The organism is Acidithiobacillus ferridurans (assembly GCF_003966655.1).
In the GTDB taxonomy this organism is placed as follows: Bacteria; Pseudomonadota; Gammaproteobacteria; order Acidithiobacillales; family Acidithiobacillaceae; genus Acidithiobacillus; species Acidithiobacillus ferridurans.
Genome location: NZ_AP018795.1, coordinates 2,794,159 through 2,812,228, shown reverse-complemented (window position 1 = coordinate 2,812,228; position 18,070 = coordinate 2,794,159). Strand labels below are relative to the sequence as shown.

Sequence of the window (18,070 nt, the reverse complement as noted above, 5' to 3'; positions counted from 1 at the left end):
AGTAACAATTAGTCATGGGTGGTCTGGCTTTTTATTGATGCCATCGTAGCTTCTGCTACGTAGTCTCTCTTCCATATTGACGCTTTTGTGCCTCTGTATTTTTTTTCAAGAGCTTTGCCTAGCGTTTCGGCTGTCAACTTCTGGCCGCTGTCCACCAGTTCCTGCGCCACGGCCACCAGCCTCTCGCCGCCTTCCAAATAAGCCGCGCTCTTTGTTGCGTTTGGAACGGGTCCGCGCGGCTTCTTCGTGCGAACCTGCACCACCGGCATGCCGGGGCTGTCCGGCTGAACCGGATCTCCGGTAGGTTGCGTGGCGTCCATAATCAGGTCTAGCCAATCCGCACGCGCTGCGGGGTTATTCTTCTTTACCCACTTCTGAAAGTCCGCCAAAAGGATAACGCTGGAATCCGTTTCAATGGTTTCGATGGTCGGGCGCATATCCGGCACCAGCATAGGCCACGCATACGTTTTGATGGCCCCTGACAGGATGTTGTCAATAAGCTGTTGCTGTACGGCCTTGTAAAGATCGGCCTCTTGCGGCGTAAAGCTCGGTCCCCAGAGCTGGTCCAGATAATCATCCAAGGGCGCTGACACGTCTGCGCGTCGGTTCACGTAGGCCCGGTGCTCTGGCCCTCTGACGTAGGTATCTGTGGCCACATCAATGAATTGCCGGGTATTCATCGCCTGGACGGTCATCCCGCACCCCCAGCCCGGAGCGGTACGACTATTGCAGTATCTTGCACCAGCCACCTTTCCAGCTTGGCAAGAGCTTCCGCCTTGGCGTCCATGTGGGCACTTTTGTCATAATGCTTGTCTTGCACCCCAGATACGCCATGACTCATCAACTGCGCCCGGTCGTCCTTGCTGATACGGAGCTTGCCGCTCATGATGGTTTCAAGGCTCCGGCGTATATCGCTCAGACGGAACGTATCGGTCGCTTCGCCACGCTCAACCATTGCCTTGCTCAGATCCGTGATGTAGCGACTGGCACTATCGAGAAGCGCCGGGCCGGCACCAGTGATGGTGAACAGCAGGTCCGTACCGAGAAGCGCAGAGCGGTTGGCGAATTCATCCAGCAGCCCCTTAGCCATACCCTGAACGGGTAATACATGCTTCCTTGGCGTGGCGCGTCTCCCTTTGGGATCGTACAAGGTGAGCTCGCCATCTTGATAATCTCGCACGGTGGCCCGAATAAGCTGCGTGTACCGCTGGCCGCCAAGTAAAATCAGAGCTTGCAAGGCCAGAGATAACGGGTGGCTGTCTGCCCTCAACCGTGCCCACAGCGCCCTGAATTCCTGCTCGCTCAGGTTGCGATCCCTCGCCCTGGACGTGCCTGCCGGGATGCCGTCAATCGGGTTTGTGGTAAGCATCATGCCTGCACTGGCGTCCTGTAGCGGGTCCAGGTCGGCACGGAGCGCGGTGCTGTATGCACTTCTAAGGTAGGAACGTAGCTTCCGCATTTTATCGGTGTGTCCGTCCGTTTTTCCATATCGCCGCAGGATGCCCACCCACTCAAGCGGCGTTACACTGGCTGCATCGCGGTCGGCAAGCGCCGGGTAGTCCCGCAGAAGGTTATTGAACTCATTGGCTACGGAACCTGTGCTGATTTTTCCTCGCGCCCGCATGTTATCCAGGTAATTGTTCAGGAGCTTTTCAACGGTCCTGAGACTGCGGGCACGTTCTTCTGCTTCGTGAGCGGCCTTGGAACGTAGCGCGGCCTCGGTCTGCATTTTCTGGTGCAAGAGTAAGTCGCCGCCTGGGGCATCGCGGCGCTCTTTGATGAGCTCAAGAGCCTTTGCTCTGGCCTGCGCCAAGGTCAGCAACTGTGCGGTTCCTGAATCGGGCTTGATGACGATACGGCGGGTTTTGCCACGCACGTTATAGCTGTAATACCACGTCGCCCCTGTCGGCCAGTATCGAAGCGATAGACTGCCTTCGCCTGCGCCCATGTTCTGATTCAACCAGCCGGATTTCCCGGATGCGATAGCCGCTTTGACTTCGCGGTCGGTGAGTGCTGTCTTGGTCGCCATAGCCTGAATCCTTTGATAAGTCTTTGATAGGAATTATAGCGGGCTTGGGCGGGATTGCAAGGGATAAATCAGGAAAAGAACAACAACTAAGCTACTGTTTTTTATCGATGCCGTTCTTATCAACAAACCGCATGGGATTAGGTGGGACGCCTACAATAATCACTTAAAATCCCTCGGCTTATGCCGTGCCGGTTCGAGTCCGGCCCTGGGCACCATCTTATAAACCAATTGGTTACACGAATACGCGATGCGATTTATGCGATGCGAACTGCGCTTTCGCTGTCAAACCCAAAGCCTGACAGCCATCGCAAGTATGACTATCGCCATTATTACCTTGACCCACAGTTTTCCGCGGCGACTCATGGTAAGCCTCGTGGCCAGTCTCGCACCAATCATACCACCCATACCGATGACGATGCCCGCACCCCAGTGAACCTGCCCCATCCAGGCAAAGATAACGAGAGTCGGTAAGGTGTACAATGCGATAATTAGGGTTTTATAAGCGGCTACCTGGGCGAGATCTCTGGTGAGGAAATGGCGCAGTGCGAAGATAAAGAGAAAACCGATACCGAGCTGCATAAAGCCACCGTAAAACCCTAGAGCGAGCAGCGTTGGGTAGAGCCAGGGCGACGCATCGCCATCTGGACGTGTGGATTCTCCGGTAGCAAATTTTGGAAGAAACATTGTGGCAGTGCTAACTGCCAGTACAATCACCAATATACGCTGAAACCAGAGATTGCCGATATGGATACCTGCAATGGCGCCCAGCATGGCGCCCGGCAGCGTCCACAGCGCCAGCTTTATTCCCATTTTCAGATCCACCAGGTTATGGTGGTAAAAGGTGCGCGCTGCGGTGAGATTTTCCAAAAGGATGCCGATGCGGTTGGTGCCGTTTGCGGCGATTGGATCAAGGCCCACGAAAATGAGCGCAGGCAGGGTCAGCATGGACCCCGCACCCGCCAGAACATTGACGAACCCGGCACCTATACCGGCAAGGAACAAACCAGGAAGGACCCACCATACTGTGCTGAGTGATTGCATCGTGAGGTTATATCAACTCTGGTTAAAATGGCGTAAGAAATTCCGCCAAATTCCAAAGTCCACTATACGGACGTCGATACGCACCGGCTCACTGCGTTTGATCTGGAGACGGCAGCCTGATGGCAGCATTTTTATTCAGATCATTGAATTTGCGGTAGCAGTTCCGTGAGCTTCTTCTCGCTTATCAATCCCGTTATCAGACCAAGCTTGCCTTTTTTGGGCAGATAAATAATATCCGGGAGATCGTCGACGCCTATTTCCTGCAAGAATACATTGTTTGCCTCTATCTTTTTGATCGCTGCGATGGTTTTTGGTGACGCCTTGCCGATTGCGTCCGTAGCTCGTGCGAGGTTGGCTGGCTTGCCTGTCTTCATGCCCTTAGCAATGGCATCTTCGGCCTTTTGTAAGGCCGCTACAGGGTTATCAGCCTGTAATATGGCGGCAGCCTCCGGCATGCTGCTGGGCTTTATTATAGCGACAGGGACATAGCGGACGGTCAATTTTCCTTCTCGAATGAGACGGGCTTCGGTCACATATAAAAGATGACAGAATGGGCAATTTGTATCCGTAAAATCGTAAACGACAGGCCCCTGGTGGCCCTCTTGGATATAGGTAAGTTTTTTCCCCATCAGTTGCCAGAAATCGCTCGGAGTCATTTTAGAGGGTGTGGCAGTCATGCTGGACGTTGCAGTAGCGGTCGCCGCGCTTCCTGTGGAGGTTGACGAAGGAGGTGTTTTTTTTGCACAAGCCGAAATAGACGATACCAACCACGCTGCCAATAATGTACGAGCCATGATCACCAGTGACTTTTTAAACATTAGTTTCTGCCTAATTTCAGGTAAGATAAGCGAAATAAATTTGAGCTAGCGCCTTTCTGGCACTCGCCTTTGCGGAGCTCTTCTACGGATCTCGGCATGCGCCAACTGCTAAGCTGTAATCTATCATATGAGGCGAGATACCGCACTCCTGACGCCCAGGGAAAGCGGTCCGGTGACGGACGGGCTTACCCGTATTGCAATCCCGGTCTCCAGACTTCATCATGATGGACCGGCGTGCTTTTCTCTGCAGACGCACCATAAGTTAGGGTCTGTTGCCGTCCCAGGCACCGCCGAACTTGCTATCAAGGACTTCACACCATGTCAATTCAATCAGCAATATCGCCCGCACCCAGAGTCTCGGCCCAGAACGTGATCGACGTGTGTGGCATGCCTTACGCGGTGGCGCAACCCCTGATTTACGCCGCTACGATCCGCCTGGCAATAGGGCAGCAGGTACGGGTATTGGCGGACACGGATCCTAGCGCCATGATGCGGGCAGTGGCTTTTCAGTTGCGCGATGCCATCTCTTGGCGTTTTGAAACGGATGGCAAACTCTGGCAGATAGACATACGACCTCGCGCCGAAGCGGAAGCCAAGGATGTGGTAGACCTACTGACCTGGGATCACTACCGCCTGGACTGCCAGTTTGCTGACATTCTGGCTGCCGCCAACCAAAATCGGATCACCGATGCAGAAACCCTCTTCAGCGATTACTGGATCGGTCTCCGCCGCCACGTCCATCTGGAGAACAATATCCTCGGTCCGATATTGGGTGGCGGAGAGATAAAAGGTCCACTTGCGGACATGCTCCTTGAACACGACAGCATCATCGTCCAGTCCAAACTGGTGGAAGAGACGTTGATGGAAAAGGATTATGGTATGTTGCCCGCTATTTGCGCAGTGCTTTCCGGATCCCTGGCCAAACATGAAAACCGCGAAGAAAACACCCTCTTCCCTATCTGGCAAACCACCGACAATAGCGACCGGGGCCGCGCTGCCGAGTTCCTGGCCCGCTCCAAAGAGGTGCTGGCGGGCGCAGAGGATCAGCAAGTCAACGGGATCTTCCCCGGTTGCGCGCGGAAATAAGGGGCAGCACACCGGCCTTCTTATCCCTGATAAACGCCCATGCGACGTTGTCCGCGTATCAGTAACCAGCGACCGGCCAGGATCAGGATCAGCACGCCCCCGGTAATCAGAAAAGCCGCTGCAAATGCGAGCATATGAGATTCAGTAAAAGGTTCGTTGATAAACGTCCATATGACGTAGGTCAGGTAGCCGATGGGCTCTTTGGTAAACTGTCCATTCCACATGTAGTTGGACCAACCCGCCGTATACAGGAGCGGCGCTGTTTCTCCCATGGACAGCGCGACGGCATAAAAAAGCCCCGTCATGATCGCCGGTGCCGCGCCTGGCAGGAGTATCTGTAGCACTACACGCCCTTCGCCCGCGCCCAGGCCGTAACCCGCCTCACGTACCGCCAGCGGAATATTGGCCATCGCCAGTTCGGTGGAGCGGGCGACGTAGGGCAGCAACATCACTGTCAGGGTGATGATTCCAGCCGCTACCGAGAACTGCCAACCCAGATAAATGACCATGGTGATATAGCCGACATAGCCCAGCACGATGGACGGGATGCCGACCAGCACATCGGAAAGAAAACGCAGCATTTTTCCGGCTCCGCCGTATCCATGCTCGCTCAGGTATATTCCGGCAGAAATGCCGATTGGTGCCGCCAGCAGCAACGCCCCGACGGACATGACAACGGAGCCCTCGATAGCATTTTTGAGACCACCACCGATACCATTGGTAATGTCCGTTAACAATTTTGGCGTCAACGCCGGCCATGCGTGAATGACCACGTCCCCAACAATGGAAATAAACATCGCCGCAAGAAAAAGAAACGAGAACACCACGAACAACCAAGCGAATGCGGACATTATGCGCCTGTATAAAGATACCTTGAAGCCCTTCGCGCGGGATATGGTGGTAATGCTGCTTTCAACTGTCTTGCTGGCCATCAGCGTACCCTCGCCATCCACAGTAGTAAACGCGCTGCAAAGTTCACTACCACCGTAATGACCAGGAGCACCAGGGCAATTTCCGAAAGCGCCTCAACGGCCATATTCGTCGGATCCTGTAGTGCGCTATCCAGTTGTGAAGCAATAAATGCGGCCATGGTGGAGATCGGCGCATAAATGTTGTTGGGCAGATAATTCAGCGCATTGCCACTGACCATCAGAACCGCCATGGTTTCTCCCAGGGCTCGGCCCAGGGCGAGAATACCCACTCCGATCAACACGGTCTTCAACTTGGGCAGGGTGATATGCCAGAAAACCTCCAGGCGGTTCAGGCCCAGACTCAGACCCGCTTCCTTCAAAGCAGGTTCCGTCATCTGGATGGACTCTCGCAGGGTGGCAGAAATCAGTGGAATGATCATTACCGCCAGCACAAAGGCCGAAGTAAGCAGCCCATAGCCACTCCCCGGATCACCGCCGAGGAACGGAATCAAAGAAAACGTCTTGGCCATAAAGGGGAAAATAGTCTGGCCAAAAAGCGGTACCAGCAGGGCGTATCCCCATAGTCCATAAACGACGCTGGGAATGGCCGCCAGCAAATCAACGAAAAGAGACAACGGGCCGGCCCAGGATTTGCGCACCCCTTCACTCAGGAAATATGCCGCCCCGATCGCTATAGGCATCGCCATCAACATGGCCAGTATCGAACTGACAATGGTGCCAACGACAAGAAACCAGATCCCATATTTTGCCCCGGGCATGATCTGCGCGCCGTGTACATCAACCGGGTTACCATATAGATTCCCCAGATTCCAGTCGTTCGTCCACAAAAAATGAAGCTGATTAAACTGAATAGCCGGCCATGAATAAATGACCAAAAATACAATCAATGCAATTAATGAAAGCGGTAAAAAGCTAGCCGTAACGATCAGCCCTACTCTAAATACAGGAGTTTTCATCCCACAAATCTCCCGGCACTTGGAGCATCTGGATAGTCGGCATCAATAATCATAAAAATATACAGAGGAGTCCTGCATGGGAGATGGGAAGAGCCAGGGTACACAGCCCCGGCTCCGGCACAACCCTTACTGAATTTCCGCGATCTGCTTGCGGGAAAGCTTCGCAGCGCTATCGGGCAGCGGCACAAAGTTCACTGCAGTGATGAAGTGTGGCGCATTACCACCCTTCGGATCAATAGCCCAGTTCAGGAACTTACGCATGGACATAGCCACTTCGGTATTGGGCTGCGTCTTGCTGACGATCGCATATTCGTAGTTGATGATGGGATAGGAATTGGCACCTGGTGCATAGACCAGACTAATCCGCTCGTCAGCCGGGGTCTTTTGTACCATCTCACCCGCTGCAGCCTTGGCATTCGCCACCGTCGGCAGTACGAACTTGCCGGCGCGGTTTTCCAGCATGGCCATTCCCAGATGGGCCTCTTCCACTGGCTTCTTCCAACTAATGCCAATATAGGCGATACCGTAAGGTGTCGTTTTCAGGGCCTGCACCATGCCGGGGTTACCTTCCGCACCAATGCCACCAGGGACTGCTGGCCAGCTCACCGTTGTGCTGTAACCCACGCTATTGCTCCATGCAGGGGTCGTATCAGACAGATAGGTGGTGAAAATGAAGGTATCACCGGATCCATCGGTACGATGCACCGGAATAATCTTGTGCTTGGGCAGCTTTATGCCGGGATTCAGCTTAGCAATGGCCACATCATCCCAGTTGGTGATCTTGCCGGAGTAGATGCCTGCGAGCACCGGACCGGACAGCTTCAGATGCACGTTATTCAGACCGGGAACGTTGTAATTGATCATTTGAATGGAGATGGCCAGCGGGATGTTCAGGATATTGGGATGCTGCTTGATCTGAGCGTCACTCATGTAGGCATCAGAAGCGCCGATCTGGGCCACCCCAGAGATCGCCTCAGCGATGCCGGTACCGCTGCCCGTGCCCTGGGTGGTGATCTGAATGCCAGGGTTCATCTTGGTGTACACAGGAACCCACAGATTGAAGAGTGGGTACAGCAGGGTGGAGCCGGTTTCCAACAGCGAGATGGTCGGAGCTGCCGAAGCAGGCAGGGCATACAGGGCAGAAAGGCCCAACGCGGACAGAATTACGGCACCTTTGACACTACGTGTTACTTCTTCTTTCAAGCGATGCAGCATAAGGCCTCCAAAGATGGCAGATACGTTGATTTACGACTTATCCACAGAACATCCCGCATCCAGACAGCACGATAGTGCCATCTTCAGCGAAACTCGAAGGGCAATCTAACATAGTAATATGACACTTTGATGAAAGATTTATGTCACTTTTATGACAACAAAGACCATTGTATCATGATTCGGCCCGGAAACCTTGGCGACAGCAGGAGAGTCTGTCAACGGACTGGCGTCTGCAGGATTAAACGTTAACAACAACATGCCGCCATTACCGCCAGGCCAGGGACGGTAGCAAAGCGGCAGCCAGATATGCACCCATTTCCCTGGTCCGTACCAGAGGGCTACGCCGCAATGCGATCTGGTTACAGATGCAGAGTGCTAGCCCGTCTGCCGTTTCCTCCGCACTCGCCCGACCGTGCGCAGTTAACTGACGTTCAAAGTCAGATCCACCATTATCTGCGTCTTCCGCCTCAGCGTGGCGGAGGAACAATAGGTCCATGACGAGCTACCTCCTGACCAAACCAGAAACGCGTAAAAGCAACGGGTAAAACACGCGCCAGAATGGTGATGATTGCAATGCCAATCAGCGCCGTCATCCATTCATCCACCCGCACCTTCGTGTCAGGCCCCGTCCCGATAAAGATTTCCAGTCCTGAAAGTACCGCGCCCAGGAAGATGGTGACCGGCCGCCAGCCGTAAGGCGTCAAGGCAGGAAAAAATCGGGCGATGGCCCCCAGCGTTATGGCGGCCCACAGCGCATACTCACCGGCGCGTATCCAGAGCATCTGCGGACTAACAGGCAGATAACGGTTGCCCACCAGGATCGCCGTATAAATGCACACTGCAGCGAACGCCCAGCGCCACCAGCCCGGGATGCGTTCCCTCATTTAATGTTGTCTCCCATTCTTTGGTTGCGGGTCGTAGGGATTTTCTCCCTGTCGGAAGACCAGACGCAGGGGCACAGCCTCCAAATGAAGGGCTCTGCGGAAGGCGCTTTCCAGATAACGTTTGTAGGTGCCGGGCAGGCGCGTCAATTGGTTCCCATGAAACACCAGGGTGATGGGGTTCTCCCCCCCTGATGACAGTAACGCAGTTTGATGCGTCGCCCACCCACCATGGGTGGTTGATGGGTCTCGATCACATCGGCCAGGGCACGGTTCAGTTCGGCTGTGGAGAAATGACGACGGGAATCAATCCATAGCTGATCGATACTCTTATAGAGATCACCCACACCCGTACCATGCAAAGCGGATATGGTATAGACCGGCGCGTAGCGAATAAAGTCCAGCCGTCTTTCCAGTTCCTGCTTTACGGCCTTGCGCTCTTCGGGGTTCATGCCATCCCATTTGTTGACCACCACCACAATGGGACGCCCCAGTTCGACCGCGACACCCACCAAGTGGGCATCCTGCTCGGCAATGCCCAGACGCGCATCCAGCACCAGCAGCACCACATCTGCCTCGCGCAGCGCACTCAGGGTCTTCAATACGCTCAGTTTTTCGAGCCCCTCGCCGACCCGCGCGCGGCGCCGCATGCCAGCAGTATCGATCATGACATAGGGTTTTCCCTGGCGCTCGTAAGGAATACGGATGCTGTCCCGTGTGGTTCCGGGTTCGTCAAAAACGAGAACGCGCTTTTCACCCAGCATGGTGTTGACTAGCGTCGACTTCCCTACGTTGGGTCGACCAAGCATGGCGATACGCGGCCCCTTTCTCGTCGCGTCTGCGATGTCATCCTCAGGGGTCGGCAAATCGGAAAAAATTGCCTCCAGCAACGGTTCGACGCCGTGCCCATGAGCAGCGGAAATGGTATAAGGCGTACCCAGACCAAGGCGATAAAACTCAGGCAGTTCGCTCACAGCGCCTTTCGCGTCCATCTTGTTTACGACCAGATAGATGGGTTTACCCCCGCGACGCAACTCCTGAGCGATTTCCGCATCCTGAGTGGAAAGTCCTTCCTTGGCATCCACGAGGAAACAAATGGCATCCGCCTCGGTGATGGCGAGGCGGGTCTGCGCCGCCATGGCCGCTACCAGACCTTCCCGCTCTTCCGGTTCAAAACCACCGGTATCGACCACCAGATACTGGCGCCCTTCAAACTGCGCGGTACCATAGTGGCGATCCCGGGTAAGGCCCGGGAGGTCTGCCACCAGTGCCTCGCGGGTGCGCGTCAGGCGATTGAAGAAGGTGGATTTACCCACGTTGGGGCGCCCCACCAGGGCGATAACAGCAGTCATGAAATAGAGCCTTAGCGCTTTGCCAGGTGGATTCGATACAAGGTGCCCGCATCACTGAGGGCAAGGATCTGGCCACTTCCCAGACAAACGGGAGTACTCTGAATACCGCTATCAGACAGCCGCGTCTGACCTATGCGGTGCCCGGTCTGTGGATCGATGACATAGAGATAACCCGCATTGTCCGTGGCCAGCAGACTCCCGCCACAGAGGCCAAACCCGGTCAAATCGTGCCCGCTAAGACGGTCATTGCGCCAGAGCACATTGCCGGATGCCGGGTCTACGGAGGATATCCGCCCATCGGCGTCCGCGACGAGCAGATGGCCATCCTCCAGTACCGGCGTCATATAGACGGACATCGGTACACTCCAGTTCTGGGTGCCGCCCTGCAACGCGTAAGCAGCCAGATTCCCCTGATAGGCTGCAGTGATGACCTGCCCCTCCCCAACCACCGGGCTTGCGGCCACATCCACCATACGCGCCAATTCATTGCTGCCATGGGGTAAGGCGACCTGCGCCCGCCAGAGCTCCGCACCGGACCCCAGACTAAGAGCCGCCACCGTCCCATCCGCGAAACCGGCATACACCACTCCGTCATGCACCGCAGGCGTAGCCACCGCACGCAGGATGAGGGTCGGCTGATTCATGGAGAATGTCCATTGCACCTTGCCATTATTCGGGTCGAGAGCCCAGAGATGCCCATCCACCGTCTGCACCAGAAGATGGTCACCCGCCGCCACTACCGGGGTAAGCACTTCGGAACTCAACTGTATGGTCCAGAGCGGGTGGCCGTCCTTTGCCGTAAACGCATAGACTTTTCCAGTGTCTGTGCCGGTATAAACCACACCGTTTGCCAGTGTCGGGCCGCGCGCTGTCCGGCCATCCAGGCTGCGCGTCCACATCTGGCGACCACCGTCGGTCATGCTGACCAGACGCCCGGACGCATCGACGACCACAATCTGCCCTTTGTCATGGGCAATCAACGTATTCTGATAGGGGTTGACCTGCCAGATACCATATAGACGGGCCTGCCATTCGGTGGAGAAGGATACTTTATCCATCCCCTTGGCGAGGGGCGGCGGAGTCTTGGGGGCAGGAGTGGAATGAAACCAGGATAGGATACCACAACCATTCAGCAGAGTGGCCACGGCACCCAGCGCTACCATGCGCCCGAGAGCGCGGGAAAAAGGTCGCAGCTTCATGGCGCCACTCCGATATTGGCCATCTTCATCTGCAGGTAGCTGCGGTAAGGATCGGCGGCCGGAAGGTCGGCAATGGCTGCCTGGTAAGCCCGCATGGCTTTGCCGTCCTGATGAAGTGCCACATAGGCGTCTCCCTGAATTTCCTCCTGCAGGGTGGCGAAGGCCGCATCCGGCACTTTCAGCATATCCAGGGCCTTCTGCGGCTGCTTCTGGTCCAGGTAGAGTCGGGCCAGGCTGAGGGTGGCGATGCCCTTTAGCCCCCTCGGCGCGGTCTTGGCCTGGATGACGCTGTTGAGCTCCGCTTCTGTCGCCGGGATCTGGTTGCTTTCGCTGTCCATGCGCGCGAGAAAAAACCGGGCGAAAATGGCGTAGGGCGTGTGTCCATATTGATGCACCAGCGTATCCGCGCTGGCGCGTGCCGTACTGGTCTGCCCCGCGACGAGGGTATCCACCAGTTCGTTATATAGCACGGCGGCGCGCTCCACCTGATGGCGCTGGTATTTTTCGTAGCCGAAAAAGCCCATTGCCGCGAGCAGGACCATGATGATGCCCGCGATAACGGAAACTCGATGGCGATAAAGGAATTCGGAGAGTTCTGGACCGGTCACGATGAGGTTCTGGCTGTGGCAAAATTGCGGACAGTATGGGGTGCATGCTGCGGGAAATCAACGCCAAGGCTGCGCAAACCCTCGTACAACGCCTCGGGATCTCCCTGCCAGCGGCCTTCTCCGGCCTGTTCCTTGAGGATCAGCGGCTCACCGGCGATTTGCTCCGCACCAATCAGGGCCTGGAATCTGGCCCGGGAACGTTCCGCCTGCTTCATGACGTTCTTGAAAGTGGCGGGGCCCCCGGTCACCACGGAAATACCTGCATCCCGTAGCTGCTCGGCGATTCGCCACGCGCGGGCCACCGCAACATCATCCAGAGCGCCGATAAACAGTAAAGGATGAGGTGCCTCTACCCCCCTCCCCTGCAGCGCCTGCAACGCCAGTAGCCTTTCAAGGCCCACGGCAAAGCCGATCGCCGGTGTATCAGCACCACCCAACTGTGCGACCAAACCGTCATAACGACCACCCGCCAGCACCGTGCCCTGGGCGCCAAGCGCGTCCGTCACCCATTCAAAAACCGTACGGTTGTAATAATCCAGACCGCGTACAAGGCTGTGATTGACCAGATATGGGATATCGAGCGCGGTCAGCAATGATTGCAGACTGGCAAAATGGGCGGCGGAGTCTTCGTCCAGATGATCCACCAAATGCGGAGCCATGCGGGCAATCTCCTGACAGGCAGGCACCTTGCAATCGAGTACGCGCAGCGGGTTGCGCTCCATCCGTTCCCGACAGTCGGCACAGAGCACCCCACGCCGCGGACGCAGATAGTCCAGCAGCAGGGTTCGATAGTGGATACGCGCCGCCGGGCTCCCCAGTGAGTTGATCTGCAGCGAAGCGGTAACCCCAGCCGCCCGTAGAATCCGCGCCGACAGGGCGATGACCTCGGCATCGGTACCCGCCGCAGGCAGCCCGAAAACCTCCACACCCAGTTGGTGAAACTGCCGGTAACGACCCTTTTGCGGACGTTCGTGCCGAAACATCGGCCCCATATAATAATAGCGTGGGGTCTGGCCCCGAATGCTCCGGGCCTGAATCGCCGCACGCACGCATCCCGCCGTACCCTCCGGCCGCAGGGTAAGACTGTCTCCATTGCGATCGGCGAAAGTATACATCTCCTTCTGGACGATATCGGTGGCATCGCCAATGGCACGGGCGAAGAGTTCCGTCGATTCCAGAAGAGGCAGACGCACTTCACCGTAGTCGTAGAGCGCCAGCAACATCCGCAGGTCATCTTCCAACGCCTGCCACCCCGCGCTCTCCTCCGGGAAAATGTCATTCATACCACGTACCGCCTGCAACTCCTTACTCGCCATGCCCGCTCCCTTTTTGCAGCATGGGAAGGTGGTGCTCAACCCTCATGGCGTGTCGCCTGCCGTTCAGCGATTTCCGCACGAATCCGCTTTTCGAGCACGTCGACGATATCGTTGTTCTCCACCCGATCGACCTGTTTGCCGCGGTAGTAGAGAATGCTGCGCTTGTCACCGCCCGCCAGGCCGATATCGGCCTCCTTCGCCTCGCCGATGCCATTCACCACGCAGCCGATCACCGAAACGTCCATAGGCTCGAGAATGTCTTCCAGACGCGCTTCCAGGGCATTGATGGTGGTGATGACATCAAACTCCTGACGGGAGCAGGACGGGCAGGCGATCAGATTGATCCCCTTCTGACGCAGGTGCAGGCTTTTCAGGATATCGAAGCCGACACGAATCTCCTCGACGGGATCCGCTGCGAGCGAAACCCGGATGGTATCGCCGATCCCGTCCCGCAGGAGCAGGCCCAGCCCGATAGCGGATTTGACAGTGCCGGAGCGCAGGCCGCCGGCTTCGGTGATACCGAGATGCAGCGGGTAATCCACCTTTTCCGAAAGCAGGCGGTAAGCGCTCACAGCGAGAAAAATGTCGGAGGCCTTGACGCTGATCTTCACGTCATGAAAGTTCAACTCGTCCAGAATGCTCACATGACGCAAGGCCGACTCCACCAGTGCCTCGGGTGTCGGTTCCCCATATTTCTCCTGGATATCCTTCTCCAGCGACCCTGCGTTGACGCCGATACGGATGGGGATGCCCTTGTCCTTGGCCATTTCCACCACCAACCGTGTTTTATCCAGAGAGCCGATATTTCCGGGATTGATACGCAGGCCATCGACACCATCTTCCATCACCCGCAAAGCGATACGGTGATCGAAGTGGATGTCGGCGACTAGCGGGGTTTCCACCTGAGCGCGGATCGTCTTGAATGCCTCCGCAGCATCCATGCTGGGTACGGAGATCCGGACGATGTCGGCACCTACCGCCTCCAGGCGCCGGATTTGCGCGACGGTGGCCGCGATATCGCGGGTCTCGGTATTGGTCATGCTTTGTACACTGATCGGTGCATCGCCGCCGATCGCTACCTTGCCTACGTGAATTTGCCGGGTCTTACGACGCCGAATGGGAGATTCATGGTGCATGGAAAGCCTCGCTGGAAACGGCTGCAGTACCAGATACCGCAACAGGTGGTGAAGTCATGCTGGCTACTGGAAGCGCAGGGGGGGGCACCTGGCTACGAGCGGCAGCTACCGCGTGGGTGACACCGTGGGGGGGTACACCAGCGACGGTCGGCGTGGTGCCGACCTGCAGTCTGGCTACGCCCAAGGCGTTGGCGGGCAACGGCACAGGCTTGTCATCATAACTGATGGTGACGGCGCTGGCCTTGCCTACCAGAACACTGTATGGCGGAATACCGGAATCGACGCGTAGGACATCGCCGCGATGTCCCAAAACTGCGAGCAGAGTTTTCCCCGAGGAGTCTTTGACCTGCACCCAGCAGTCCGCACTGAACTGAAACGTCAGCCCAGGACCCGTCGCCACGGCTGCAGACCGGGTTGCCGCGACCGGTGCGACGGGCAGGCCGGGTGCCGCCTGCGGGTTCCCGATTGCTGACACCGGAGCAGCGGCTGACACGTTGGGCGCCATGATAACTGCCTTAGCGGGAACCGCCGGATGTTTGGCCACCATAGGCGAAACCGCCGTGGCAGGCAGGCCCTGCACCTGCTGATGACTCCAGACCCACCATGCGACCGCAATAATGCCGATCACGATCAATACGGAAAAAATCAGTACGCGTCGGCTGTAATCCAACAGCGGTCCTTCGCTGGCGGGCAACACCGTTTCCGACGGGTGCAACCCAGACCCCTCGTTGGAGGCGTCATACGTCCTCAGCAGCGGTTCCGGATCCAGGCCTAGCAGCCGCGCGTAATTCTTCAGGAAACCACGCGCGAAAGCGGCCCCGGGCAGAGCGGTATAATCACCGTCTTCCAGACCCTTTACCTGAGCTTCGGTGATATGCAACCGCTCTGCGACTTGGCGAAAACTCCAGCCATGTGCCTCCCTTGCCGCCCGCAAGTCCTGAGAAATTTCGTTTTCTGGTGTCATATCCATGGCGTACCGTCTCAACCGTTTTGCAGCAGCAGTCGCTGCGCCTGCTTGCCTGCTGCGGAATAGGGTGAAGCCGTCACACAACGCTGCCAGAGGAACCGTGCCTGTGTTGGCCGCCCCTGCAGGGCGGCAATCCGCCCCGCCAGCAAGAGCGCATCAGCGTTATCCGGCTCCTGCGCCAGAACCACCTGCAAATGGGCGAAAGCGGCATCTGCTTTACCGTCCTTGTAATCCAGTTCGGCAAGCATCAGCAGGGCTGGCGGATAGTTGGGCACCAGATAAAGTGCCCGGTTCAGCGCATCGCGTGCCGCCGACAAGTCCTTGAGCCCTGCGTAGGCCTGTGCGAGGTTGGTCCAGGCGAACTGCGGCGTGCTGTACAGCGGATCGGAGGTGGCCCGTTTCAGCTCGACAACCGCCTCGGCATAGTTGCGGGAGTTGATGAGAAATGCGCCGTAGTTATTGAGGTACTCAGGGTTTTTTGCATCTATGGAGAGTGCCCGGCGAAAGGCGCTGCGGGCCAGATTATGCTGCTGCAACTGTTCGTAGGCCAGACCCATGACATTGTATGCATTGGCATAACGGCTGTTAGCGGCAATTGCCAATTGCAGTTCCCGGATCGCCTGTCGGGGATGGCCATCCTGCAAATAAGCGGCCCCGAGAGACGTGTAGATGCCGGCCTTGGCTTGTTCGCTGTTGGCGGGTGTCGGCCTGAAGCCCGAAGCGGAGGCGTTGGCCTTGTGTTCATGGGCAATATACGCAGCCATTTGCTGATCGGGCGTCAACTCTGCTCTTTTGCCACCAAAAAGCCCACAGCCACTCAGCAGAAGCACACCCGCCCCCAGTCCCAGAAGTCTTTTCATGAATGCACTGCCAAGGGAATACTGCGACGGCCGGCGTGTACCTGCCCGGCCAACTGACCACAGGCGGCGGCGATGTCGTCACCACGCGGCCGGCGTGTAACCGTCATTATGTTACCGCGCAGAATGATATCGCGAAAAGCATCGATGCGTACCTGTGGCGACCGTTTATAATTTGAGCCGGGAAAGGGATTGAAGGGAATCAAATTCACCATGGCCGGGATGTCTCGTAACAGGCGGAGGAGTTCCCGCGCATGGGAATCGGCGTCATTGACACCCTCCAGCATTACATATTCGAAGGTGATGCGGCGCCGGGGCGGCAAAGGATAGCGGCGGCAGCCGGCGAGCAGCTCTGCCAGCGGGTAGTGGCGGTTTACCGGCACGAGCACGTCGCGGATTTCATCACGACTGGCGTGCAGGCTGATCGCGAGATTGACCGGGCTTTCCGCACCCAGTCGATCCATACCAGGCACCACACCTGCGGTGCTGACGGTAATGCGCCGCGCGCCAAAGCCGTAAGCATATTCGTCGCGCAATAAATCCAGCGCCGGCAATACCTCGCGCAAATTAAGCATCGGTTCGCCCATGCCCATGAAAACGATATTGGTGATCGCGTCCAGGCCCAAAAAATCGCGCGCCACCCACACCTGCGCGATAATTTCATGGGTTTCGAGGTTGCGGCTGAGCCCCTGTGCACCAGTAGCACAGAAACTGCAGGCCAGAGAACAGCCTACCTGCGAAGAGATGCACAGCGTACCCCGATCTTCTCCGGGAATAAAAACAGTTTCTATGGCATTGCCATCGGGCAACCGCAGCAGCCATTTGCGAGTGTGGTCCGCCGCTGTCTGATCGGCGATGATTTCCGGCAGGTCGATGCGGGTTTCTGCGGCGAGGCGAGCGCGAAGGGTTTTACTGATGTTGGTCATGGCCGCAAAATCCGTCACCTGGCGGGTATGCAGCCATTGCAAAATCTGGTTGGCCCGAAAGGGGGACTCTCCCCAGATACGCAGCAACCTAGCGAGGGACTGGCGACCCAGTCCCAGCAGGTGTGGCCTTTCGGCCGGAGCAACCACCAAAGAATCGCCCATCATTCAGTGCGCAAAAATCTCCCGTTGACCAAAAAAGTAACTGATTTCCCATGCCGCAGTCTCGGCACTGTCTGAACCATGCACGGCGTTGGCATCAATGCTGTCGGCAAAGTCCGCACGAATCGTTCCTGCAGCGGCATCCTTGGGATTGGTGGCGCCCATCAAATCACGGTTTTTGGCGATGGCACCCTCACCTTCCAGTACCGTAACCAATACCGGACCGCTGCTCATGAAGTCGCACAACTCGCCGTAAAAAGGCCGGGCCTGGTGCACCGCATAAAACCCACCCGCGTCATCGCGGCTGAGATGCAACATCTTGGCGGCTGCGATGCGCAGCCCCGCCTTCTCGAAGCGACCAAGAATGGCACCGATGGCATTTTTCTGCACGGCATCGGGTTTGATGATGGAAAGGGTGCGCTCAACAGCCATAAGATCCTCAATGGGGGTAAAAGTCAGAGTGGCCATAGGCTAGCATTCTGCGTATTCGCTGGCAATCCGGCGCGCCGGCGTTGATGCCTGGACTGCGCCAACTTTAAGCCTGCAACCGGGCGACGAAAGGTTTGTCGACATCCTCGAGATTCCAGCCCAT

At 56.9% G+C, this 18,070-nt stretch carries 18 protein-coding genes and 1 pseudogene; 1 reads left to right on the top strand and 18 read right to left on the bottom strand.

Annotated elements, in window-relative coordinates; all coding sequences use genetic code 11:
- Window positions 1-8: 8 nt before the first annotated feature.
- From AFERRID_RS14500 to AFERRID_RS14485, 4 genes are all read right to left on the bottom strand, one after another.
- Entirely contained in the window at window positions 9-695 is a 687-nt protein-coding gene (locus AFERRID_RS14500; RefSeq protein WP_126605587.1) for a hypothetical protein, read from the bottom strand.
- Window positions 692-2,029, bottom strand: a complete 1,338-nt coding sequence (locus tag AFERRID_RS14495; RefSeq protein ID WP_126605586.1) for an integrase family protein — start codon at window positions 2,027-2,029, stop codon at window positions 692-694. The genes AFERRID_RS14500 and AFERRID_RS14495 overlap by 4 nt, the downstream gene beginning before the upstream one ends.
- A gap of 282 nt (window positions 2,030-2,311) precedes the next feature.
- Complete coding sequence (locus AFERRID_RS14490; RefSeq protein WP_113525590.1) at window positions 2,312-3,070, bottom strand: sulfite exporter TauE/SafE family protein; 759 nt, start codon at window positions 3,068-3,070, stop codon at window positions 2,312-2,314.
- A gap of 140 nt (window positions 3,071-3,210) precedes the next feature.
- Complete coding sequence (locus tag AFERRID_RS14485; protein ID WP_113525591.1) at window positions 3,211-3,888, bottom strand: thioredoxin fold domain-containing protein; 678 nt, start codon at window positions 3,886-3,888, stop codon at window positions 3,211-3,213.
- Between the two features lie 318 nt (window positions 3,889-4,206).
- Between AFERRID_RS14485 and AFERRID_RS14480 the strand changes: the two genes are divergently transcribed.
- Window positions 4,207-4,974, top strand: coding sequence for a DUF2249 domain-containing protein (locus AFERRID_RS14480; protein ID WP_126605585.1), 768 nt, complete (start codon window positions 4,207-4,209; stop codon window positions 4,972-4,974).
- Between the two features lie 20 nt (window positions 4,975-4,994).
- On the opposite strand, the gene pstA is transcribed toward AFERRID_RS14480, so the two are convergent.
- From pstA to ndk, 14 genes and pseudogenes are all read right to left on the bottom strand, one after another.
- Complete coding sequence (gene pstA, locus AFERRID_RS14475) at window positions 4,995-5,825, bottom strand: phosphate ABC transporter permease PstA (protein WP_225981767.1); 831 nt, start codon at window positions 5,823-5,825, stop codon at window positions 4,995-4,997.
- An 80-nt stretch (window positions 5,826-5,905) separates the two neighbouring features.
- Complete coding sequence (pstC, locus tag AFERRID_RS14470) at window positions 5,906-6,862, bottom strand: phosphate ABC transporter permease subunit PstC (protein WP_126605583.1); 957 nt, start codon at window positions 6,860-6,862, stop codon at window positions 5,906-5,908.
- A gap of 126 nt (window positions 6,863-6,988) precedes the next feature.
- On the bottom strand, window positions 6,989-8,077 hold the full coding sequence (gene pstS / locus AFERRID_RS14465; RefSeq protein WP_126605582.1) for a phosphate ABC transporter substrate-binding protein PstS: 1,089 nt from the start codon (window positions 8,075-8,077) through the stop codon (window positions 6,989-6,991).
- Between the two features lie 265 nt (window positions 8,078-8,342).
- A complete protein-coding gene (locus AFERRID_RS14460; protein WP_126605581.1) occupies window positions 8,343-8,573 on the bottom strand; it encodes a histidine phosphatase family protein in 231 nt (76 codons plus the stop codon).
- Window positions 8,545-8,961 carry a hypothetical protein gene (locus tag AFERRID_RS14455; protein ID WP_126605580.1) on the bottom strand — a complete coding sequence of 139 codons (417 nt, stop codon included), beginning with the start codon at window positions 8,959-8,961 and terminating at the stop codon, window positions 8,545-8,547. Before AFERRID_RS14455 ends, AFERRID_RS14460 begins: the two co-directional genes overlap by 29 nt.
- Window positions 8,962-10,310, bottom strand: a pseudogene (der, locus tag AFERRID_RS14450) (ribosome biogenesis GTPase Der).
- An 11-nt stretch (window positions 10,311-10,321) separates the two neighbouring features.
- The gene (gene bamB / locus AFERRID_RS14445) at window positions 10,322-11,509 is read right to left on the bottom strand and encodes an outer membrane protein assembly factor BamB (RefSeq protein ID WP_126605579.1); all 1,188 of its coding nucleotides are present in this window, start codon (window positions 11,507-11,509) and stop codon (window positions 10,322-10,324) included.
- On the bottom strand, window positions 11,506-12,117 hold the full coding sequence (locus AFERRID_RS14440) for a YfgM family protein (protein ID WP_126605578.1): 612 nt from the start codon (window positions 12,115-12,117) through the stop codon (window positions 11,506-11,508). The genes bamB and AFERRID_RS14440 overlap by 4 nt, the downstream gene beginning before the upstream one ends.
- Window positions 12,114-13,433: a histidine--tRNA ligase gene (gene hisS / locus AFERRID_RS14435; RefSeq protein ID WP_126605577.1), complete on the bottom strand. Its 1,320-nt coding sequence runs from the start codon at window positions 13,431-13,433 to the stop codon at window positions 12,114-12,116. Before hisS ends, AFERRID_RS14440 begins: the two co-directional genes overlap by 4 nt.
- Window positions 13,434-13,468: 35 nt before the next feature.
- The gene (ispG, locus tag AFERRID_RS14430) at window positions 13,469-14,569 is read right to left on the bottom strand and encodes a flavodoxin-dependent (E)-4-hydroxy-3-methylbut-2-enyl-diphosphate synthase (protein WP_126605576.1); all 1,101 of its coding nucleotides are present in this window, start codon (window positions 14,567-14,569) and stop codon (window positions 13,469-13,471) included.
- Window positions 14,559-15,539, bottom strand: a complete 981-nt coding sequence (locus AFERRID_RS14425) for a RodZ domain-containing protein (protein ID WP_126605575.1) — start codon at window positions 15,537-15,539, stop codon at window positions 14,559-14,561. The genes ispG and AFERRID_RS14425 overlap by 11 nt, the downstream gene beginning before the upstream one ends.
- 11 nt (window positions 15,540-15,550) lie before the next feature.
- The gene (gene pilW / locus AFERRID_RS14420; protein WP_225981766.1) at window positions 15,551-16,396 is read right to left on the bottom strand and encodes a type IV pilus biogenesis/stability protein PilW; all 846 of its coding nucleotides are present in this window, start codon (window positions 16,394-16,396) and stop codon (window positions 15,551-15,553) included.
- On the bottom strand, window positions 16,393-17,484 hold the full coding sequence (gene rlmN / locus AFERRID_RS14415) for a 23S rRNA (adenine(2503)-C(2))-methyltransferase RlmN (RefSeq protein WP_126605574.1): 1,092 nt from the start codon (window positions 17,482-17,484) through the stop codon (window positions 16,393-16,395). The genes pilW and rlmN overlap by 4 nt, the downstream gene beginning before the upstream one ends.
- The gene (gene ndk / locus AFERRID_RS14410; protein WP_009562412.1) at window positions 17,485-17,910 is read right to left on the bottom strand and encodes a nucleoside-diphosphate kinase; all 426 of its coding nucleotides are present in this window, start codon (window positions 17,908-17,910) and stop codon (window positions 17,485-17,487) included.
- Window positions 17,911-18,070: the final 160 nt, after the last annotated feature.